At 70.5% G+C, this 16,730-nt stretch carries 14 protein-coding genes; 8 read left to right on the top strand and 6 right to left on the bottom strand.

What is annotated here, in order from left to right; all coding sequences use genetic code 11:
- Positions 1-47: 47 nt before the first annotated feature.
- Both AWB92_RS10645 and AWB92_RS10640 read left to right on the top strand, forming a co-directional pair.
- A complete protein-coding gene (locus tag AWB92_RS10645) occupies positions 48-2,042 on the top strand; it encodes an APC family permease (protein ID WP_068107296.1) in 1,995 nt (664 codons plus the stop codon).
- Positions 2,043-2,062: 20 nt separating this feature from the next.
- Complete coding sequence (locus AWB92_RS10640; RefSeq protein ID WP_085185395.1) at positions 2,063-3,259, top strand: TRAM domain-containing protein; 1,197 nt, start codon at positions 2,063-2,065, stop codon at positions 3,257-3,259.
- Between the two features lie 70 nt (positions 3,260-3,329).
- On the opposite strand, the gene AWB92_RS10635 is transcribed toward AWB92_RS10640, so the two are convergent.
- Positions 3,330-4,619, bottom strand: coding sequence for an ArsB/NhaD family transporter (locus AWB92_RS10635; RefSeq protein ID WP_085185393.1), 1,290 nt, complete (start codon positions 4,617-4,619; stop codon positions 3,330-3,332).
- A 25-nt stretch (positions 4,620-4,644) separates the two neighbouring features.
- Positions 4,645-5,088: a CBS domain-containing protein gene (locus AWB92_RS10630; RefSeq protein ID WP_085185391.1), complete on the bottom strand. Its 444-nt coding sequence runs from the start codon at positions 5,086-5,088 to the stop codon at positions 4,645-4,647.
- 53 nt (positions 5,089-5,141) lie between these two features.
- On the opposite strand from AWB92_RS10630, the gene dxs reads away from it, so the two are divergent.
- A complete protein-coding gene (dxs, locus tag AWB92_RS10625) occupies positions 5,142-7,055 on the top strand; it encodes a 1-deoxy-D-xylulose-5-phosphate synthase (RefSeq protein WP_085185389.1) in 1,914 nt (637 codons plus the stop codon).
- Between the two features lie 104 nt (positions 7,056-7,159).
- On the opposite strand, the gene AWB92_RS10620 is transcribed toward dxs, so the two are convergent.
- The 3 genes from AWB92_RS10620 to AWB92_RS10610 all read right to left on the bottom strand — a co-directional run bounded on the left by AWB92_RS10620 (position 7,160) and on the right by AWB92_RS10610 (position 10,006).
- Positions 7,160-8,443 carry a ribonuclease D gene (locus tag AWB92_RS10620; RefSeq protein WP_085185387.1) on the bottom strand — a complete coding sequence of 428 codons (1,284 nt, stop codon included), beginning with the start codon at positions 8,441-8,443 and terminating at the stop codon, positions 7,160-7,162.
- 1 nt (position 8,444) lies between these two features.
- Positions 8,445-9,080 carry a DUF3000 domain-containing protein gene (locus tag AWB92_RS10615; protein WP_142282041.1) on the bottom strand — a complete coding sequence of 212 codons (636 nt, stop codon included), beginning with the start codon at positions 9,078-9,080 and terminating at the stop codon, positions 8,445-8,447.
- Between the two features lie 119 nt (positions 9,081-9,199).
- The gene (locus tag AWB92_RS10610) at positions 9,200-10,006 is read right to left on the bottom strand and encodes an enoyl-CoA hydratase/isomerase family protein (RefSeq protein WP_085185385.1); all 807 of its coding nucleotides are present in this window, start codon (positions 10,004-10,006) and stop codon (positions 9,200-9,202) included.
- A gap of 57 nt (positions 10,007-10,063) precedes the next feature.
- Between AWB92_RS10610 and hemE the strand changes: the two genes are divergently transcribed.
- From hemE to AWB92_RS10590, 4 genes are all read left to right on the top strand, one after another.
- Complete coding sequence (gene hemE / locus AWB92_RS10605) at positions 10,064-11,149, top strand: uroporphyrinogen decarboxylase (protein WP_085185383.1); 1,086 nt, start codon at positions 10,064-10,066, stop codon at positions 11,147-11,149.
- On the top strand, positions 11,146-12,501 hold the full coding sequence (locus AWB92_RS10600; RefSeq protein WP_085185381.1) for a protoporphyrinogen oxidase: 1,356 nt from the start codon (positions 11,146-11,148) through the stop codon (positions 12,499-12,501). Before hemE ends, AWB92_RS10600 begins: the two co-directional genes overlap by 4 nt.
- A 5-nt stretch (positions 12,502-12,506) precedes the next feature.
- On the top strand, positions 12,507-13,214 hold the full coding sequence (gene hemQ, locus AWB92_RS10595) for a hydrogen peroxide-dependent heme synthase (protein WP_085185379.1): 708 nt from the start codon (positions 12,507-12,509) through the stop codon (positions 13,212-13,214).
- 73 nt (positions 13,215-13,287) lie between these two features.
- A complete protein-coding gene (locus AWB92_RS10590) occupies positions 13,288-14,037 on the top strand; it encodes a class I SAM-dependent methyltransferase (RefSeq protein ID WP_085185377.1) in 750 nt (249 codons plus the stop codon).
- On the opposite strand, the gene AWB92_RS10585 is transcribed toward AWB92_RS10590, so the two are convergent.
- Positions 14,034-15,314 carry an amidohydrolase family protein gene (locus AWB92_RS10585; protein ID WP_085185689.1) on the bottom strand — a complete coding sequence of 427 codons (1,281 nt, stop codon included), beginning with the start codon at positions 15,312-15,314 and terminating at the stop codon, positions 14,034-14,036. The genes AWB92_RS10590 and AWB92_RS10585 overlap by 4 nt on opposite strands.
- 190 nt (positions 15,315-15,504) lie before the next feature.
- Between AWB92_RS10585 and AWB92_RS10580 the strand changes: the two genes are divergently transcribed.
- Positions 15,505-16,730: PE family protein (locus AWB92_RS10580; protein ID WP_142282040.1), on the top strand; the 1,226-nt coding region annotated here is incomplete at its 3' end.

Below are 16,730 nucleotides of genomic sequence, written 5' to 3'. Positions count from 1 at the left end.
TGCCTACGAAACGCTAGCAAGCCCGGGTGGGCTTACTCTTGGCTCTCGTGTCCAAACTTTCGACCGCTGCGCGCCGGCTGCTCATCGGCCGGCCCCAACGCAGCGACCGGCTGAGTCACACACTGCTGCCCAAACGGATCGCCTTGCCGGTGTTCGCCTCCGATGCGCTGTCCTCGGTGGCGTATGCGCCCGAGGAAGTCTTCCTGATGCTCTCGGTCGCGGGGGTCACCGCCTACGCGATGACGCCCTGGATCGGTCTCGCCGTGGCCGCGGTGATGCTGGTCGTGGTCGCCAGCTACCGCCAGAACGTGCACGCCTACCCGTCGGGCGGCGGCGACTACGAGGTGGTCACCACCAACCTCGGCGACACCGCCGGTCTCGTCGTCGCCAGCGCCCTGATGGTGGATTACGTTCTCACCGTTGCGGTTTCGACGGCGTCGGCGATGTCGAACATCGGCTCGGCGATCCCGGTCGTGGCGCAGCACAAGGTGCTGTTCTGCGTGGCGGCCATCCTGCTGGTGATGGCTCTGAACCTGCGGGGGATCCGGGAGTCCGGGGTGGCCTTCGCCATCCCGACCTACGCGTTCATCGTCGGGGTCCTCGCCATGATCGGCTGGGGCCTGTTCCGCATTTTCGTGTTGGGCAACCCGCTGCGGGCCGAGTCCGCCGGTTTCCAGATGCATGCGGAGCACGGCCAGGTCGTCGGTTTGGCGTTGGCGTTCCTGGTGGCGCGGTCGTTCTCCTCCGGGTGTGCTGCGCTGACGGGTGTCGAGGCGATCAGCAACGGGGTGCCGGCTTTTCAAAAACCCAAGTCGCGCAACGCGGCGACGACGCTGATGATGCTGGGCGCCATCGCGGTGACCCTGCTGATGGGCATCATCGTGCTGGCCGAGAAGATCGGGGTCCAGCTCGTCGAGGACCCCGCAACCCAGCTGGGCGGTGCCCCGCCGAACTACTACCAGAAGACGCTGGTTACGCAGCTGGCCGAGACCGTGTTCGGCAGCTTTCATATCGGGTTCCTGCTGATCGCCACGGTCACCGCGCTGATCCTGGTGCTGGCGGCCAACACCGCGTTCAACGGGTTCCCGGTGCTGGGTTCGGTTCTGGCGCAGCACAGTTACCTTCCGCGCCAATTGCACACCCGCGGCGACCGGTTGGCGTTCTCCAACGGGATCCTGTTCCTGTCCGGGGCCGCGCTGCTGGCGATCATCGCGTTCCGCGCCGAGGTGACCGCGCTGATCCAGCTGTACATCGTCGGTGTGTTCATTTCGTTCACGCTGAGTCAGATCGGCATGGTCCGGCACTGGACCCGCCTGCTGCGCACCGAGACCGACCCGCGGGTGCGGCGCAAGATGATGCGCTCGCGGGTGGTCAACACGGTCGGGTTGATTTGCACCGGCGCGGTGTTGCTGGTTGTCCTCATCACCAAGTTCGTCGCGGGGGCGTGGATCGCCCTCTTCGCGATGGGCTTGCTGTTCTTGATGATGAAGCTGATCCGCAAGCACTACCACACTGTCAGCCGGGAGCTGGAGGAGCAGGAGGCCGCCCAGCACGACGTCGTGCTGCCGAGCCGCAATCATGCCCTGGTGCTGGTGTCCAAGCTGCACCTGCCGACGCTGCGTGCGCTGGCCTACGCGCGCGCGACCCGCCCGGACACGCTCGAGGCCCTGACCGTCAGCGTCGACGACGCCGAAACGCGAGACCTGGTGCACAAGTGGGAGGAAAGCGACATCAGTGTGCCGCTCAAGGTCATTGCCTCGCCCTACCGTGAAATCACCCGGCCGATACTCGATTACGTCAAGCGGGTCAGCAAGGATTCGCCGCGGACCGTGGTGACGGTGTTCATCCCGGAGTACGTGGTGGGCCATTGGTGGGAGCAGGTGCTGCACAACCAGAGCGCGCTGCGGCTCAAGGGCCGGTTGCTGTTCATGCCCAACGTGATGGTGACTTCCGTTCCGTGGCAATTGAATTCGTCGGAGCGCCTCAAGGCGCTGCAGCCGCACGCCGCACCCGGCGACGCCCGACGCGGAATCTTCGACTGAGCACGGCGTTGAAGCCCAACATGCTGACGCTGGTGACCGGCGCCCCGGCCAACGGGGGCAGCTGTGTGGCGCATCACGAGGGCCGGGTCGTGTTCGTCCGTTACGCCCTGCCCGGCGAGCGGGTGCGGGCGCGTGTCACCGCCGAGCGCGGATCCTATTGGCACGCAGAGGCTTTCGAGGTGATCGAGCCGTCCGCCGATCGGGTCGAGCCGATGTGCCCCATCGCCGGCGTCGGCGGCGCCGGCTGCTGCGACCTCGCGTTCGCCGCGCCGGAGGCGGCCCGCGCGCTCAAAGCGCACGTCGTGGCCAATCAGCTGCAACGGCTGGGCGGTCACCAGTGGAGCGGCGCCGAGGGCGCCGAACCGCTGTCGGACTCCGGCCCGACGGGTTGGCGCACCCGGGTGCGGCTGGACGTGGGCGCGGATTGCCGGCCCGGCTTTCACCGGTATCACAGCGACGAGCTGGTGACCGACCTGCGCTGCGCGCAGCTGCCGCCGGGGATGCTGGACGGCCTGGCTCATGATTCGTCCGGGGCCGCGTGGCCCGCCGGCGCGCAGCTGCACGTGGCCGTCGACGACGACGGCCAGCGCCACGTGGTGCGCACCCTGCGCCACGGTGGGCAAACCGCGACCGCGGTGGCGGAGGGCAGCTACGAGGCGGTGCAGCGGGTGGGCGGGCGCGCCTGGCGGGTGCCGGTGACCGCGTTCTGGCAGGCGCACCGGGACGCGGCCGCGGTCTACAGCGGCCTGGTCGCCGACTGGGCGCAACCCGCCACCGGCATGACCGTGTGGGACCTCTACGGCGGCGCCGGGGTTTTCGCCGCCACGCTCGCCGACGCGGTGGGGGAGTCTGGGCGGGTGGTGACCGTCGACACCTCGCGCTCGGCGACGCGGGCCGCGCGAACCGCGCTGGCCGACCTGCCGCAGGTCGACGTCGTCACCGACTCGGTCCGCCGGGCTTTAACGACCGCCCAACGCGGTTCGAAAGCGGACGTCGCAGTGCTGGATCCGCCGCGCGCCGGCGCCGGGCGCGACGTCATCGACCTGCTGGCCGCGGCCGGGGTCCCGCGGGTGGTCCACATCGGCTGCGAGGCAGCGTCTTTCGCGCGCGATATCGGCCTGTACCGCGGCCACGGCTACACCGTCGAGAAGATCAAGGTTTTCGACGCGTTCCCGCTGACCCACCACACCGAGTGCGTGGCGCTGCTGACGCTTTGACGTGAATTTCCGCGTCGAGACTGCGCTGAGAGCGCGACGGCGTTTCGCGCGATCTGTACGCAGTCTCGAGTTAGCCGAACACGAAATACCGCAGCCACAGGTAAAGCGCCGACAGCGCGGCGGAGATCGCCGTCACGACCGCGCCCTTGCGGGTGAACTCCCAAAACGACATGGGGTTGTCGGCGCGCGCGGCGAGCCCGAGCACGATGACGTTGGCGCTGGCGCCGACGGCGGTCAGATTGCCGCCGAAATCGGTCCCGATCGCGAGCGCCCACCACAACACCCCGGGGTTGACGTGGTCGCCGAGCGCCGGGACCAGGTCGGCGACGATGGGCGCCATCGTCGCGGCGTACGGAACGTTGTTGACGACCCCGCTGATCAACATCGACGCGGCCAGGATCACCATGGTGGCCAACAGGGTGTTGCCGCCGGTCGCGGTGATCGCCAGGTGCGCCAGCTGCTTGACGACGCCCGTCTTCACCAGGGCGCCGACCATGACGAACAACCCGGCGAAGAACAACAGCGTTTCCCACTCGACGCTGGACAGGTAGTCGGAATGTTCCAGCCGCGACACCACGATCAGGATCCCGGCGCCCAAGAGCGCGACGATGGAGGGCTCCATGTGCAGCGCCGAATGGGCGATGAACGCGGCGAACACCGCCGCCAACACGACGCCGCAGGCGATCAGCAGCCGGTGATCGCGAATGGCCTCCTTCTCTTCCAGCGACATGACGTCGGCGACCCGCTCGGGGTCGACGGCGAACGAGCCGCGAAACAGGCGGGGCAGCAACACGATCAGGACGGCCATCACGATGATCACCAGCGGTGTCAGGTGCAAGAGGAAGTCGTTGAAGGTCAGGCCGGCCTTGCTGGCGATGATGATGTTGGGCGGGTCGCCGATCAGGGTCGCGGTGCCGCCGATGTTGGAGGCGAACGCCTCTGCCATCAGGAACGGCGCCGCGTTGATCGCCAGCCGGTCACACACCAACAGGGTCACCGGGGCGATCAGCAACACCGTGGTGACGTTGTCGAGCAGCGCCGACGCGATCGCCGTGACCAGCACCAGCAGGATCATCACGCGCAGGGGAGAGCCGCGGGCCCGCTTGGCGGACCAGATCGCGACGTACTCGAACACGCCGGTCTGGCGCAGCACGCTGACGATGATCATCATGCCCAGCAGCAAAAAGATGACGTCCCAGTCGATTCCGGTCTCATGCGAGTAGAAGACGTCATCGGAGTTGATGATCGGCATGGCGACGACGATCGCTGCGCCGGTGAGCGCGACCAGGGTCTTATTGACGCGGTCGCTGGCGATCAGCGCGTAGGCGACGACGAACACGACGACCGCCACGACGCTCATCGACTGTCCCGGATGCTCAAGGCTTTTAGTGTTTGAGTGCCGCGGCCAACAGACGGGATGCCGTGATGACGCCGACCAACGCCTGGTCTTTGACCACGGCGATCAGGGGGCTGCGCAGCCGGGCCATCACCGCGGCGACCTCGATGATGGTGTCGTCCGCGTGGGCCCACGGCACGTTGGTGAGGTGGTCGGGCAGCATGTCCCCGACGGTCTTCCCGCCCAGCTTGTCCGCGGCGCGGTCGGCCATGGACTCATTGAGCACCCCGGCCAGCGAGGGGTCGTCCTGCACGTACTTCGGGACGATGAACCGGACCACCTGGGAGGCCGGTAGCACCGCGGAGGGCTTGCCGGACCCGTCGGTGACGACGATCCCGGGCAGCCGGTGCTCGGCGAGCAGGCGGGCGGCGTCCAGGGCGTCGGAGTCGACCGTCACGACCGGGAAGTCCTCGGCGAGTTCCTCCGCGCGCATGGGGGGAACAATAGTCGGGTAGTGATCCGGCCGCGGCTGCGTAGACTAACGGGATGCTGGAACAGATCCGCGGGCCCGCTGATCTGCAGTACCTCTCCCAACAGCAGCTCCGCGATCTGGCAGCCGAGATTCGGCAGTTCCTGATCCACAAGGTCGCTGCGACCGGGGGGCATCTCGGGCCCAACCTCGGCGTCGTCGAGCTGACGCTCGCGCTGCACCGGGTGTTCGACTCGCCGCACGACCCGATCATCTTCGACACCGGCCACCAGGCCTACGTCCACAAGGCGCTGACCGGGCGCGCCCAGGACTTCGAGAGCCTGCGCAAAAAGGGCGGCCTGTCGGGGTACCCGTCGCGCGCCGAGAGCGAACACGACTGGGTCGAGTCCAGCCACGCCAGCGCGGCGCTGTCCTACGCCGACGGCCTGGCCAAGGCGTTCGAGCTGAGCGGGCACCGCAACCGGCACGTGGTGGCCGTCGTCGGCGACGGCGCGCTCACCGGCGGCATGTGCTGGGAGGCGCTGAACAACATCGCCGCGTCGCGGCGCCCGGTGATCATCGTGGTCAACGACAACGGCCGCAGCTACGCGCCCACCATCGGCGGCGTCGCCGACCACCTGGCCACCCTGCGGCTGCAGCCCGCCTATGAGCACATGCTGGAAAAGGGCCGCGACGCGGTCCGCTCGCTGCCCCTGTTCGGCCAGATCGCCTATCGCTTCATGCACAGCGTCAAGGCCGGCATCAAGGACTCGCTGTCGCCGCAGCTGCTGTTCACCGACCTGGGCCTGAAGTACGTCGGGCCGGTCGACGGGCACGACGAGCGCGCGGTCGAGGTGGCGCTGCGCCACGCCCGCGGCTTCGGGCGCCCGGTGATCGTGCACGTCGTCACCCGCAAGGGCATGGGCTACGGGCCCGCCCTGGACGACGAGGCCGAGCAGATGCATTCCTGCGGCGTGATCGACCCCGCCACCGGCCAGGCCACCAAGATCGCCGGGCCGGGCTGGACCGCGACCTTCTCCGACGCGCTCATCGGCTACGCCCGCAAGCGCCGCGACATCGTGGCGATCACCGCGGCGATGCCTGGGCCCACCGGGCTGACCGCGTTCGGCCAACAGTTCCCCGACCGCCTGTTCGACGTCGGCATCGCCGAGCAGCACGCGATGACGTCGGCGGCCGGCCTGGCGATGGGCGGCATGCATCCGGTGGTGGCCATCTATTCGACGTTCCTCAACCGCGCCTTCGACCAGATCATGATGGACGTGGCGCTGCACAAGCTGCCCGTCACCATGGTGCTCGATCGGGCCGGGATCACCGGCAACGACGGCGCCAGCCACAACGGCATGTGGGACCTGTCGATGTTGAACATTGTGCCCGGCATCCGGGTGGCCGCGCCCCGCGACGCGACCCGGCTGCGCGAAGAGCTGGGCGAGGCCCTCGACATCAGTGATGGGCCGACGGCGATCCGCTTCCCCAAAGGCGATGTGGGAGAAGACATTCCGGCCGTCGAGCGGCGTTCGGGGGTGGACGTGCTGGCGCTGCCCGCCGAAGGGCTGAACCACGACGTGCTGCTCGTCGGCGTCGGCGCGTTCGTGCCGATGGCACTGCAGGTGGCCAAGCGGCTGCACAACCAGGGCATCGGCGTGACCGTGATCGACCCGCGCTGGGTGCTGCCGGTTTCCGACGGCGTCGTCGAGATGGCGGCCCAACACAAGCTCGTCGTCACCTGCGAGGACAACGGCGTGAACGGCGGCGTGGGGTCGGCCGTCTCGGCCGCCCTGCGGCGCGCCGAGATCGACACGCCCTGCCGCGACGTCGGGCTGCCGCAGCAGTTCTACGAGCACGCCTCGCGCGGTGAGGTGCTCGCCGATTTCGGGCTGACCGACCAGGACATCGCCCGCCGCATCACCGGTTGGGTGGCGGCGCTGGGTAGCAGCGTCGCCGAGGCCGAGATTCCGGAGCACCTCGACTAGTCGGGTGTGCATTCAGGGCTTTCATTGTGCGCTCACGGCGGGATCTCGCCGATTTTTGCGCCCAGGACTCACACGCAATGCCCACGATTCACACTCAACCTTCGTCATTCGGTGTGTTCCGGCGGCTGCAACGCCCGGGCCAACGGCGGGTCCACGAGTCGGCGCTGCCAGGCCCGCGCCCGCCCGGCGCGCAGAAACGCGTCGACGGCCTCGTCCGGGTCGGGAGCCGGTTCCCAGTCCCAGCACAGCCGTCGCACCAGATCGGGCGCGACCAGGTTCTCCGTCGGGACGTGCACCCGCTCCGACACTTCGCCCAGCGCGGCCCGCGCCGCCTCCAGCCGCGCCGCGGCCTCCGGTTTGCGCCTGGCCCAGCGTGACGGCGGTGGCGGCCCGTTGGGGGCCTCGGCCTCGTCGGGGGGATCCTGGGTCTGCCGGGCCGCCTCCAGTGCCGCCAGCCAGATCTCGGCGCTGCGGCGCTGGTTGCGCCCGCCGAACACCGGCAACGCAACCAGGTCCTCGACCGTCTTCGGGTTGGCCAGGGCGGCGTCGATGATGGCCGAATCCGGCAGCACCCGCCGGGGCGCGATGTCGCGGCGCTGGGCGATGCGGTCGCGCGCCGTCCACAGTTCACGGACCGCCGCCAGGCCTCGCCGGTCGCGCACCCGGTGGATTCCCGACGTGCGGCGCCAGCGGTCCCGCTTCACCACCGGGGCGGCGTCGCGGGCGCCCACCTCGCGCAAGTAGTCGAATTCCTCTGCGGCCCAACCGCTTTTGCCCTGCTCGTCGAGCACGTCGGAGATCGCCGCGCGCAGCTCGATGAGCAATTCCACGTCCAGCGCCGCGTAGTTGAGCCACTCGGCGGGCAGCGGGCGCTTGGACCAGTCGGCCGCGCCGTGGCCCTTGGCCAGCCCGAGCCCCAGCAGGCGGTCCACCATGGTCGCCAGGTTCACCCTCTCGAAGCCGGCCAGCCGCCCCGCGAGCTCGGTGTCGTAAAGCGCCGGCGGCCGCATGCCCACCTCGGCCAGGCACGGCAGGTCTTGATCGGCGGAGTGCAGGATCCATTCGTCGGTGCCCAGCACCTCGGCGACCGGCCGCAGCACGGTCAGCGGGTCGCCGCCGTGGCTGACCGGGTCGATGAGCACCGTGCCGGCCCCGGCCCGCCGGATCTGGATCAGGTAGGCCCGATTCGAGTAACGGAAGCCCGACGCCCGCTCGGCGTCCACCGCGAACGGGCCGCGCCCGCGGTCCAGGAGCCGCGCGGCGTCCTCGATCTCACGGACGCTCACCGCGAGATCGGGAACCCCCTCGGCCGGGTGCAGTAGCGGGGTGGCTTCAGGGGTCCTGCCGGGCGCGGTGCTATCGGGCCCGGGGGCCCCCGGTTCGCCCATGTCAGGCGCGTGAGCGAGAGCTCAGGTTGGTGACGCCGGACGGCGGCAGGCCCGCGGCGTGCTCGAGCACCTCGCAGAACGCCTCGACGTGCGCCCCGACGTCGGGGGTCGTCGCGGTCCACGACGCCCGCAGCTCGAGCTGGTGGGCGCGGGGCGGTCCGGAGATGTCGCCGTAGCGCACCGACGTGGTGGCGGTGACGGTGCCGCCCAGGGCCGTGGTGTGCTCGAGGCGCGACTCCAGCGCGTCGACCAGCCAGCTCCACGCCACCTCGGGGAGCAGCGGGTCGACCGCCTCGCTGGGATCCAGGTCGGCCTGGATGTAGGCGACCAGCCGGATCGTGCCGTCCCACGCGTCGGCGCCGTCCGGGTCGTACAGCAGGATCAGCCGGCCGAACGCGTCGCCCTCGGAGCGTTCCGGGACGATCTCGAGCTCGGGGTGTTTGACCTCGGCGCCCAGCGCGTAGCTGTAGGGCGCCAGGCGCTGCGGCGGACGGATCGGGCCCAGCTCGATCTCCGGCCGCACGGTGACGGCGTTCATCGCCGCCACCGCCTCGCGGAATGGGGCCGGTTCAGTCGAGGTCAACGGCGCCGCTCCTCTTCGTCGCTCCCGCTCCGCATCGTCACAGGCGCGGGTCACAGCGTTCGACGCTAGACCCATCACCCGACACGCCGAAACAGGCGCGCCGAGTTTCGCTGTCGTCGCGACCAAGCCGTTACCACGCGTTTTCGGGGCCCCGCAGCGGGCGTCGTGCCTGATCAGGGCGTCGTCTCCCCGTTGAATCGGGCCGGGCGCTTCTCGCGGTGCGCGGCGAGGCCCTCCCGGACGTCGGGACCGCTGAAACTGAGGAATTCCAGGCCGAGCGACGTTTCGAAGGCGGGCGCGAACATCCGGTACCAGTGGTTGAGGCTGTGCTTGGTCCAGCGGATCGCGTCCTGCGCGCCGCGCGCCAGGTCCTCGGCCACCCGCGTCGCGGTGGCCAGGACGTCCTCGTCGTCGACGCAGGTGGAGACCAGTCCGATGCGCTCGGCCTCCTCGCCGGAGAGCGTCTCGCAGGTGAGCAGGTAGTACTTGGCCTTGGCCATCCCGACCAGCAGCGGCCAGCAGATCGCGGCGTGGTCGCCGGCGGCCACGCCGAGCTTGGTGTGCCCATCGATCAGCTTGGCGGTCCGGCCGGCCACCGAGATATCGGCGAGCAGCGCCACCACCAGGCCGGCGCCGACTGCGGGCCCGCGGATCGCCGAGACCACCGGCTTGTCGAAGTTGACCATGTTGAGCACCATGTCGCGGGCCTCGCGCATAATGCGGATCCGGCCCTGGTAGTCGCTCATGGTCTCGTCGATCAGGTCGAAGCTGCCACCGGAGGAGAACGCCCCGCCCTCGCCGCGGACCAGCACGACGCGCACGGCGGGGTCGCGGTCGATCACCGGCCAGATGTCGGCCAGGTCGCGGTGCATCTGTGGCCCGACCGAGTTCAGCCCCGGCGCGTCGAGAACCAGGGTCAGCACGCCGCTCTCGCTGGGTTCGCAGCGCAGGCTGGGGAACTCGTCGTAACTGATCGGCATTGGCGTGATGTTACGCAGCGGCGATGTCGGCAAGCCGTCGTGGCAGCATTGAGGCCAATGACTAACCCTGCGCCTACGCGTCGCGACCTCCCCGAGTCGCCGTACCTGGCCGCCGTCTCCGGGCGCAAGCCCGGCCGGGTGCCGGTGTGGTTCATGCGGCAGGCCGGTCGCTCGCTGCCCGAGTACCGCGCGCTGCGTGAGCGGCACAGCATGCTGGCGGCCTGCTTCGAGCCCGAGGTGGCCGCCGAGATCACGCTGCAGCCGATCCGCCGCCACGGCGTCGACGCGGCGATCCTGTTCTCCGACATCGTGGTGCCGCTGCGCGCGGCCGGTGTCGACCTGGACATCGTCGCCGACGTCGGGCCGGTGATCGCGCACCCGGTGCGCACCGACGCCGACATCGACGCGTTCAAACCCCTTGAGCCCGAGGCGATCCGGCCGATCTGCGAGGCGGTTTCGCTGCTCGTCGGCGAGCTGGGCGACGTGCCGCTGATCGGTTTCGCCGGCGCGCCGTTCACGCTGGCGTCCTATCTCGTCGAGGGCGGCCCCAGCCGCAACCACGCGCGCACCAAGGCGATGATGCTGGCCGAGCCGGCCAGCTGGCACGAGCTGATGTCGAAGCTGACCGACCTCACCGTCGCGTTCCTGCGCGGGCAACTCGAGGCCGGCGTGGACGCCATCCAGGTGTTCGACTCGTGGGCGGGGACGCTGTCGCTGGCCGACTACCGCCGATACGTGTTGCCGCACAGCTCAAGGGTTTTCGCGACCCTGTCCGAATACGGCGTGCCGATGACGCACTTCGGGGTCGGGACCGCCGAACTGCTGGGTTCCATGTCCGCGGCGCTGAAGTGCGGCATGAAACCCGGCCAGTGCACCGCCGTCGGGGTGGACTGGCGGACCTCGCTGGTCGACGCCGCCGCCCGGGTCGAGCCGGGCACGGCGCTGCAGGGCAACCTCGACCCGGTAGTGCTGCTGGCGGGTTGGCCGGTGGCCGAACGCGCCGCGCGGGCCGTCATCGACGACGGGCGCCGCGCGGTGGACGCCGGCGCGGCCGGCCACGTGTTCAACCTTGGGCACGGCGTGCTGCCCGACACGGACCCCGGCGTGCTGACCGACCTGGTTGCGCTGGTCCACTCGCTATGACGGCCCCGTCGTATTGTGTTGTGGGCGGCGGTATCTCAGGGCTGACGGCGGCATACCGGCTGCGCGCGGCCGCCGGGCCCGACGCGAGCATCACCCTGTTCGATCCCGCCGACCGGCTCGGCGGCATCCTGCGCACCGAGCACGTCGGCGGCCGGCCGATGGACTTGGGTGCCGAGGCGTTCGTGCTGCGCCGCCCCGAGATGCCGGCGCTGCTGGCCGAGCTGGGCCTGTCCGCACGCCAGATCGGCACCACCGGCGCCCGCCCGCTGATCTACAGCGACCACCGGCTGCACCCGTTGCCCGCCGGCACGGTCGTCGGGATCCCGTCGTCGGCGGCTTCGGTGGCGGGTCTGGTGGACGAGGCGACGCTCGCGCGCATCGACGCCGAACCGACCCGACCGCTGGGCTGGCAGCCCGGCAGCGATCCCGCGGTGGCCGAATTGGTCGGCGACCGGTTCGGCGCGCAGGTCGTGGCCCGGTCGGTGGACCCGCTGCTCGGCGGGGTGTACGCGGGCTCGGCCGCGACGATCGGCCTGCGCGCGGCCGCACCCGGCGTGGCGGCGGCCCTGGACCGCGGCGCTGCCAGCCTGACCGACGCCGTCCGGCAGGCGCTGCCGCCGGCGACCGGCGCGCCGGTGTTCGGGGCGATCGACGGCGGCTACCAGGTGCTGCTCGACGAGCTGGTCGGACGGGCCCGGCCGCGTTGGGTCCGCGCCGCGGTGCAACGGCTCGACCCCGCCGGGCCGGGCTGGGAGCTGCTGGACGACACCGGCGCCCGCTGGCCCGCCGACGCGGTGATCCTGGCCGTTGCGGCCCCGCGGGTGGCGGCCCTGCTCGGCGAGGTCGCCCCGCGCAGCGCCGCCGCGGCGCGCCGGATCGAGAGCGCGTCGTCGGCGGTGGTGGCTTTGGCCGTGCCCGCCGACACCCCGTTCCCGCAATGCTCCGGGGTCCTGGTCGCGAGCGGAGAACCGTTGCGCGCCAAGGCCATCACGCTGTCGTCACGCAAGTGGGGCACGCGCGGGGACACCCAGCAGCTGCGGCTGTCGTTCGGGCGGGCAGGCGACGACGTGGCGGTGGCCACCTCCGACGACGAATTGCTGGGCTGGGCGCTCAGCGACCTGGTCGACGTGTTCGGGCTGACCGTCGACCCCGTCGACGCCCGCGTCCAGCGCTGGCTCGACGCCATGCCGCAGTACGGCCCCGGCCACGCCGAGGTGGTCGCCGAGGTGCGCGCCGGCCTGCCGCCGACCCTCGCCGTGGCCGGCAGCTACCTCGACGGGATCGGCGTGCCGGCGTGCGTCGGGGCGGCCGGGCGCGCGGTCGAGGCCCTGCAAGCGGAAGTGGCACGATAGGTGCCATGGCCAAACTCGACTCCAAGCTTGATTTTGCGGCCCTGAACGCGCAGCTGCGCTACCTGATGTTCTCGGTGTTCTCGGTCCGGCCGGGCGAGCTCGGCGACCAGCGGGACGCCGTGATCGACGACGCGACGACGTTTTTCAAGCAGCAGGAGGAGCGCGGCGTCGTGGTGCGCGGGCTCTACGACGTGGCGGGCCTGCGCGCCGACGCCGACTTCATGATCTGGACCCACGCCGAACGCGTCGAGGCGCTGCAGGCGACCTACGCCGACTTCCGGCGCACCACCACGCTCGGCCGGGCCTGCTCGCCGGTGTGGAGCAGCGTCGCGTTGCACCGGCCCGCCGAGTTCAACAAGAGCCACATCCCGGCGTTTCTGGCCGGCGAGGAGCCCGGCGCCTACATCTGCGTGTATCCGTTCGTGCGCTCGTACGAGTGGTACCTGCTGCCCGACGAGGAGCGCCGCCGCATGCTCGCCGAACACGGCATGGCCGCCCGCGAGTACAAGGATGTCCGCGCCAACACCGTGCCCGCGTTCGCGCTGGGCGACTACGAGTGGATCCTGGCGTTCGAGGCCCCGGAGCTGGACCGCATCGTGGACCTGATGCGCGAGCTGCGCGCCACCGACGCCCGCCGGCACACCCGCGCCGAGACGCCGTTCTTCACCGGGCCTCGGGTGCCGGTCGAGCAACTAGTCACCGCATTGCCGTAATTCGAAATCGAGGGGGAGAGATGACCGCGTCGGCGACGATGCAGAGCGAAGCGATGAGGAGGAGCGGCGCCAAATGACCACGTTTGACCCGACCGATCCCACCCGCTTCGAGGAGATGTACCGCGACGACCGGATGTCGCACGGGCTGCCCGCCGCCACGCCCTGGGACATCGGCGGCCCGCAGCCGGTTGTCCAGCGGCTGGTCGCCCTCGGCGCGGTCAAGGGCGAGGTGCTCGACCCGGGCACCGGCCCCGGCCACCACGCGATCTACTACGCGTCCAAGGGCTACTCCGCCACCGGCATCGACGGGTCGGAGGCCGCGATCGAACGGGCCCGCGAAAATGCCCAAAAGGCCGGGGTGTCAGTCGATTTCGAGGTGGCTGACGCCACCAAGCTGGACGGGCTCGACGGCCGGTTCGACACCGTCGTCGACTGCGCCTTCTACCACACCTTCAGCACCGAGCCCGAGATGCAGCAGTCGTATGCGCACGCGCTGCACCGGGCGACCAAGCCGGGGGCGCGGCTGTACATGTTCGAGTTCGGCGAGCATGACGTCAACGGCTTCAAGATGATGCGGTCGTTGTCCGAGAGTGACTTTCGCGACGTGCTGCCGGCCAACGGCTGGGAAATCACCTACCTGGGCCCGACGACCTATCTGGTCAACATCAGCGCCGAGTCGATCGAGATGATGGCCGCGCGCAACCCGGACATGGCCGACCAGGTGCAGCCGATGCTGGAACGGTTCCGGGCGATGGAGCCGTGGCTGGTGAACGGCCGGGTGCACGCCCCGTTCTGGGAGGTGCACGCCACCCGGGTGGACTAACTGTTGCCGCGGGTCGCCTCGGCCAGGGCGTTGGACACCCGCTCGCCCTTCTTGTGATGGCTGAGGGCGCGGATCGACACGTCATGGCCTTCGGCCGCCCGGCGCAGCGCGCCCACGGTGGCCTGCTCGCGCGGGTGGGCCGGGAACGGGTCGAACGAGTACCACCGCATGGCGTTTTCGTGCGTCATCTTGTTGACGTCGGTTTCCGAAACGTCATGGGCGCGAAGGACATCCCAGAGTTCTTCGGGCGCACTGGGCCACATCGAGTCGCTGTGCGGGTAGTCCGCCTCCCATGCGATGTTGTCGATGCCGATCTGGTGGCGCAGCTGCACCCCGACGTGGTCGCTGATGAAGCACGTCAAGAAGTGCTCGCGGAACACCTCGCTGGGCAGCTTGCCGCCGAAGTCCTGGTGGGTCCACGCCGAGTGCATCTCGTAGGTGCGGTCGGCCCGCTCCAGGAAATACGGGATCCACCCGGTGCCGCCCTCGGAGAGGGCGATCTTGAGGCCGGGGTATTTCTTGATCGGCGCCGACCACAGCAGATCCGCGGCGGCTTGAACGATGTTCATCGGCTGCAGCGTGATCATCACGTCCATCGGCGCGTCCGGCGCGGTGACCGCCAGCTTCCCCGAGGAACCGATATGCACGTTCATCACCGTGTCGGTGTCGACCAACGCTTTCCACAGGGGCGTCCAGTAGTCGTCGTGAAAGCTGGGATAGCCCAGCACCGAAGGGTTTTCGCTGAATGTCAACGCGTGCACCCCGCGCTCGGCGTTGCGGCGCACCTCGGCCGCGCACGCCTCGGCGTCCCAGATCACCGGCAGGCACATCGGGATGAACCGCGCCGGATACGCCCCGCACCACTCCTCGACATGCCAGTCGTTGTAGGCCCGCAACAGGGCCAGACCGAAGTCGTGGTCCTCGGTGGCGAACAGCCGGCCGGCGAACCCCGGAAACGTCGGGAAACAGATCGAGGCGAAAATCCCGCCCGCGTTCATGTCCTTGACCCGTTCGTCGACCTGCCAGCACCCCGGCCGGATCTCGTCGAGACCCTGCGGTTCGAGCCCGTACTCCTCCTTCGGCCGGCCCGCGACCGAGTTGAGCGCCACGTTGGGAATCACCACATCGCGAAATTGCCAGCTATCGCTGCCATCTGGGTTGTGCACCAGCCGGGGCGCCTCGTCGGCGTACTTCTTGGGCAGGTGGTTCTTGAACATGTCCGGGGGTTCGACGATGTGGTCGTCGACGCTGATCAGGATCATGTCATCTTTGTTCACGTTCGCCCGCTTCCCGATTCCCTTACCGTTGGTGCGACGGTACCGCAGCCGCAACGGCGGCGAAAGCGTTCGTTGAGCGCCAAACCCCGCGTGTTGAGCCCCGAGCGCGTAGGCTGCGTTCTCTGGTGAACCGGCGGCGCCGGGGGAAATGACCTCGTGGTCATGGCGCATCGGATAGGGGAGGTATCCCATGTCGTTCGTGATCGCGGCTCCCGCGTCGGTGATGGCCGCGGCCAACGACCTGGCCGGCATCGGTTCGGCGATCAGCGCGGCGAACCTGGCCGCGGCGGCCGCGACGACGGGCGTGGTCGCGGCGGGCGCCGACGAGGTATCGGCCGCGGTCGCGGAGCTGTTCTCCGCGCAGGCGCAGGAGTACCAGGCGCTGAGCTCCCAGGTCGCAGCCTTTCACACGCAATTCGTGCAGAACATGACGTCGGGCATGGCCGCGTACGCCGGAGCCGAGGCCGCCAACGTGCAGGGCAGCCTGCTCGATGCCATCAACGCCCCCACGCTGGCCCTGCTGGGGCGCCCGCTGATCGGCAACGGCGCCAACGGCGGCACCGTCGGTGGGATAGGGCAACCCGGCGGGCCCGGCGGGCTGTTGGTCGGCAACGGCGGGGCGGGCGGCAACAGCACCACCCCGGGAGCGCCGGGAGGCAACGGCGGGGCGGCCGGGTTGTTCGGCGTCGGCGGCCCGGGTGGGTCCGGCGGCTCCAGCCCCGCCGGCGTCGGCGGTAACGGCGGCGCCGGCGGGTCTGGCCTGCTGTTCGGCGGCGGCGGCACCGGCGGCACCGGCGGGTACGGCCTCACCCAGGGCGGCAACGGCGGCCCCGGCGGGGCCGGCGGGCTGCTCGGCTTCGGCGGACCCGACCAGACTCACGGCAGCGCCGGTGGCGCCGGCGGGCCCGCGGGGCCCAACGGCATCGGCGGGACCGGCGGACCCGGCGGGATGGGCGGCCTGCTGGGCTCCGGCGGGTTCGGTGGCCCCGGCGGGGACGGCGGAACCGGTGGCAACGGCGGGGCCGGCGGCGGCAGCCTGCTCTGGGGCAACGGTGGCCCGGGCGGCCCCGGAGGCACCGGCAGCACGGGCGACGGCGGCAACGGCGGCAACGGCGGTACGGGCGGTCCGTTCGAAGGCGGCGGCGGCCTCGGCGGCGCGGGTGGGACCGGCGTCGGGGGGAACGGCGGTAACGGCGGCAACGGTGGCACCGCGGGCGGCATCTCCGGCAACGGCGGCGTTGGCGGCGCCGGCGGCACGGGGGTCACCGGCCACGGCGGTAACGGCGGCAACGGCGGCAACTCCAATCCTTACCAGGGCGCGGGCGGGGCCGGGGGCCGCGGCGGCGTCGGCGCCACCACGGGCGGTGACGGCGGGGCGGGCGGCAACGGCGCCGGGCTCAACGGTTCGGGCGGCGC

It is taken from the genome of Mycobacterium sp. IEC1808 (genome assembly GCF_002101935.1).
In the GTDB taxonomy this organism is placed as follows: Bacteria; Actinomycetota; Actinomycetes; order Mycobacteriales; family Mycobacteriaceae; genus Mycobacterium.
The sequence above is the reverse complement of the archived record's forward strand: the minus strand, read 5'-3'. Positions and strand labels throughout refer to the sequence as shown.

Bases quoted from the DNA above. Each gene is read 5' to 3' on its own strand.
- AWB92_RS10640 (WP_085185395.1), top strand. From the start codon at position 2,063: ATGCTGACGCTGGTGACCGGCGCCCCGGCCAACGGGGGCAGCTGTGTG.
- AWB92_RS10635 (WP_085185393.1), bottom strand. From the start codon at position 4,619: ATGAGCGTCGTGGCGGTCGTCGTGTTCGTCGTCGCCTACGCGCTGATC.
- AWB92_RS10630 (WP_085185391.1), bottom strand. From the start codon at position 5,088: ATGCGCGCGGAGGAACTCGCCGAGGACTTCCCGGTCGTGACGGTCGAC.
- dxs (WP_085185389.1), top strand. From the start codon at position 5,142: ATGCTGGAACAGATCCGCGGGCCCGCTGATCTGCAGTACCTCTCCCAA.
- AWB92_RS10620 (WP_085185387.1), bottom strand. From the start codon at position 8,443: ATGGGCGAACCGGGGGCCCCCGGGCCCGATAGCACCGCGCCCGGCAGG.
- AWB92_RS10610 (WP_085185385.1), bottom strand. From the start codon at position 10,006: ATGCCGATCAGTTACGACGAGTTCCCCAGCCTGCGCTGCGAACCCAGC.
- hemE (WP_085185383.1), top strand. From the start codon at position 10,064: ATGACTAACCCTGCGCCTACGCGTCGCGACCTCCCCGAGTCGCCGTAC.
- AWB92_RS10600 (WP_085185381.1), top strand. From the start codon at position 11,146: ATGACGGCCCCGTCGTATTGTGTTGTGGGCGGCGGTATCTCAGGGCTG.
- hemQ (WP_085185379.1), top strand. From the start codon at position 12,507: ATGGCCAAACTCGACTCCAAGCTTGATTTTGCGGCCCTGAACGCGCAG.
- AWB92_RS10590 (WP_085185377.1), top strand. From the start codon at position 13,288: ATGACCACGTTTGACCCGACCGATCCCACCCGCTTCGAGGAGATGTAC.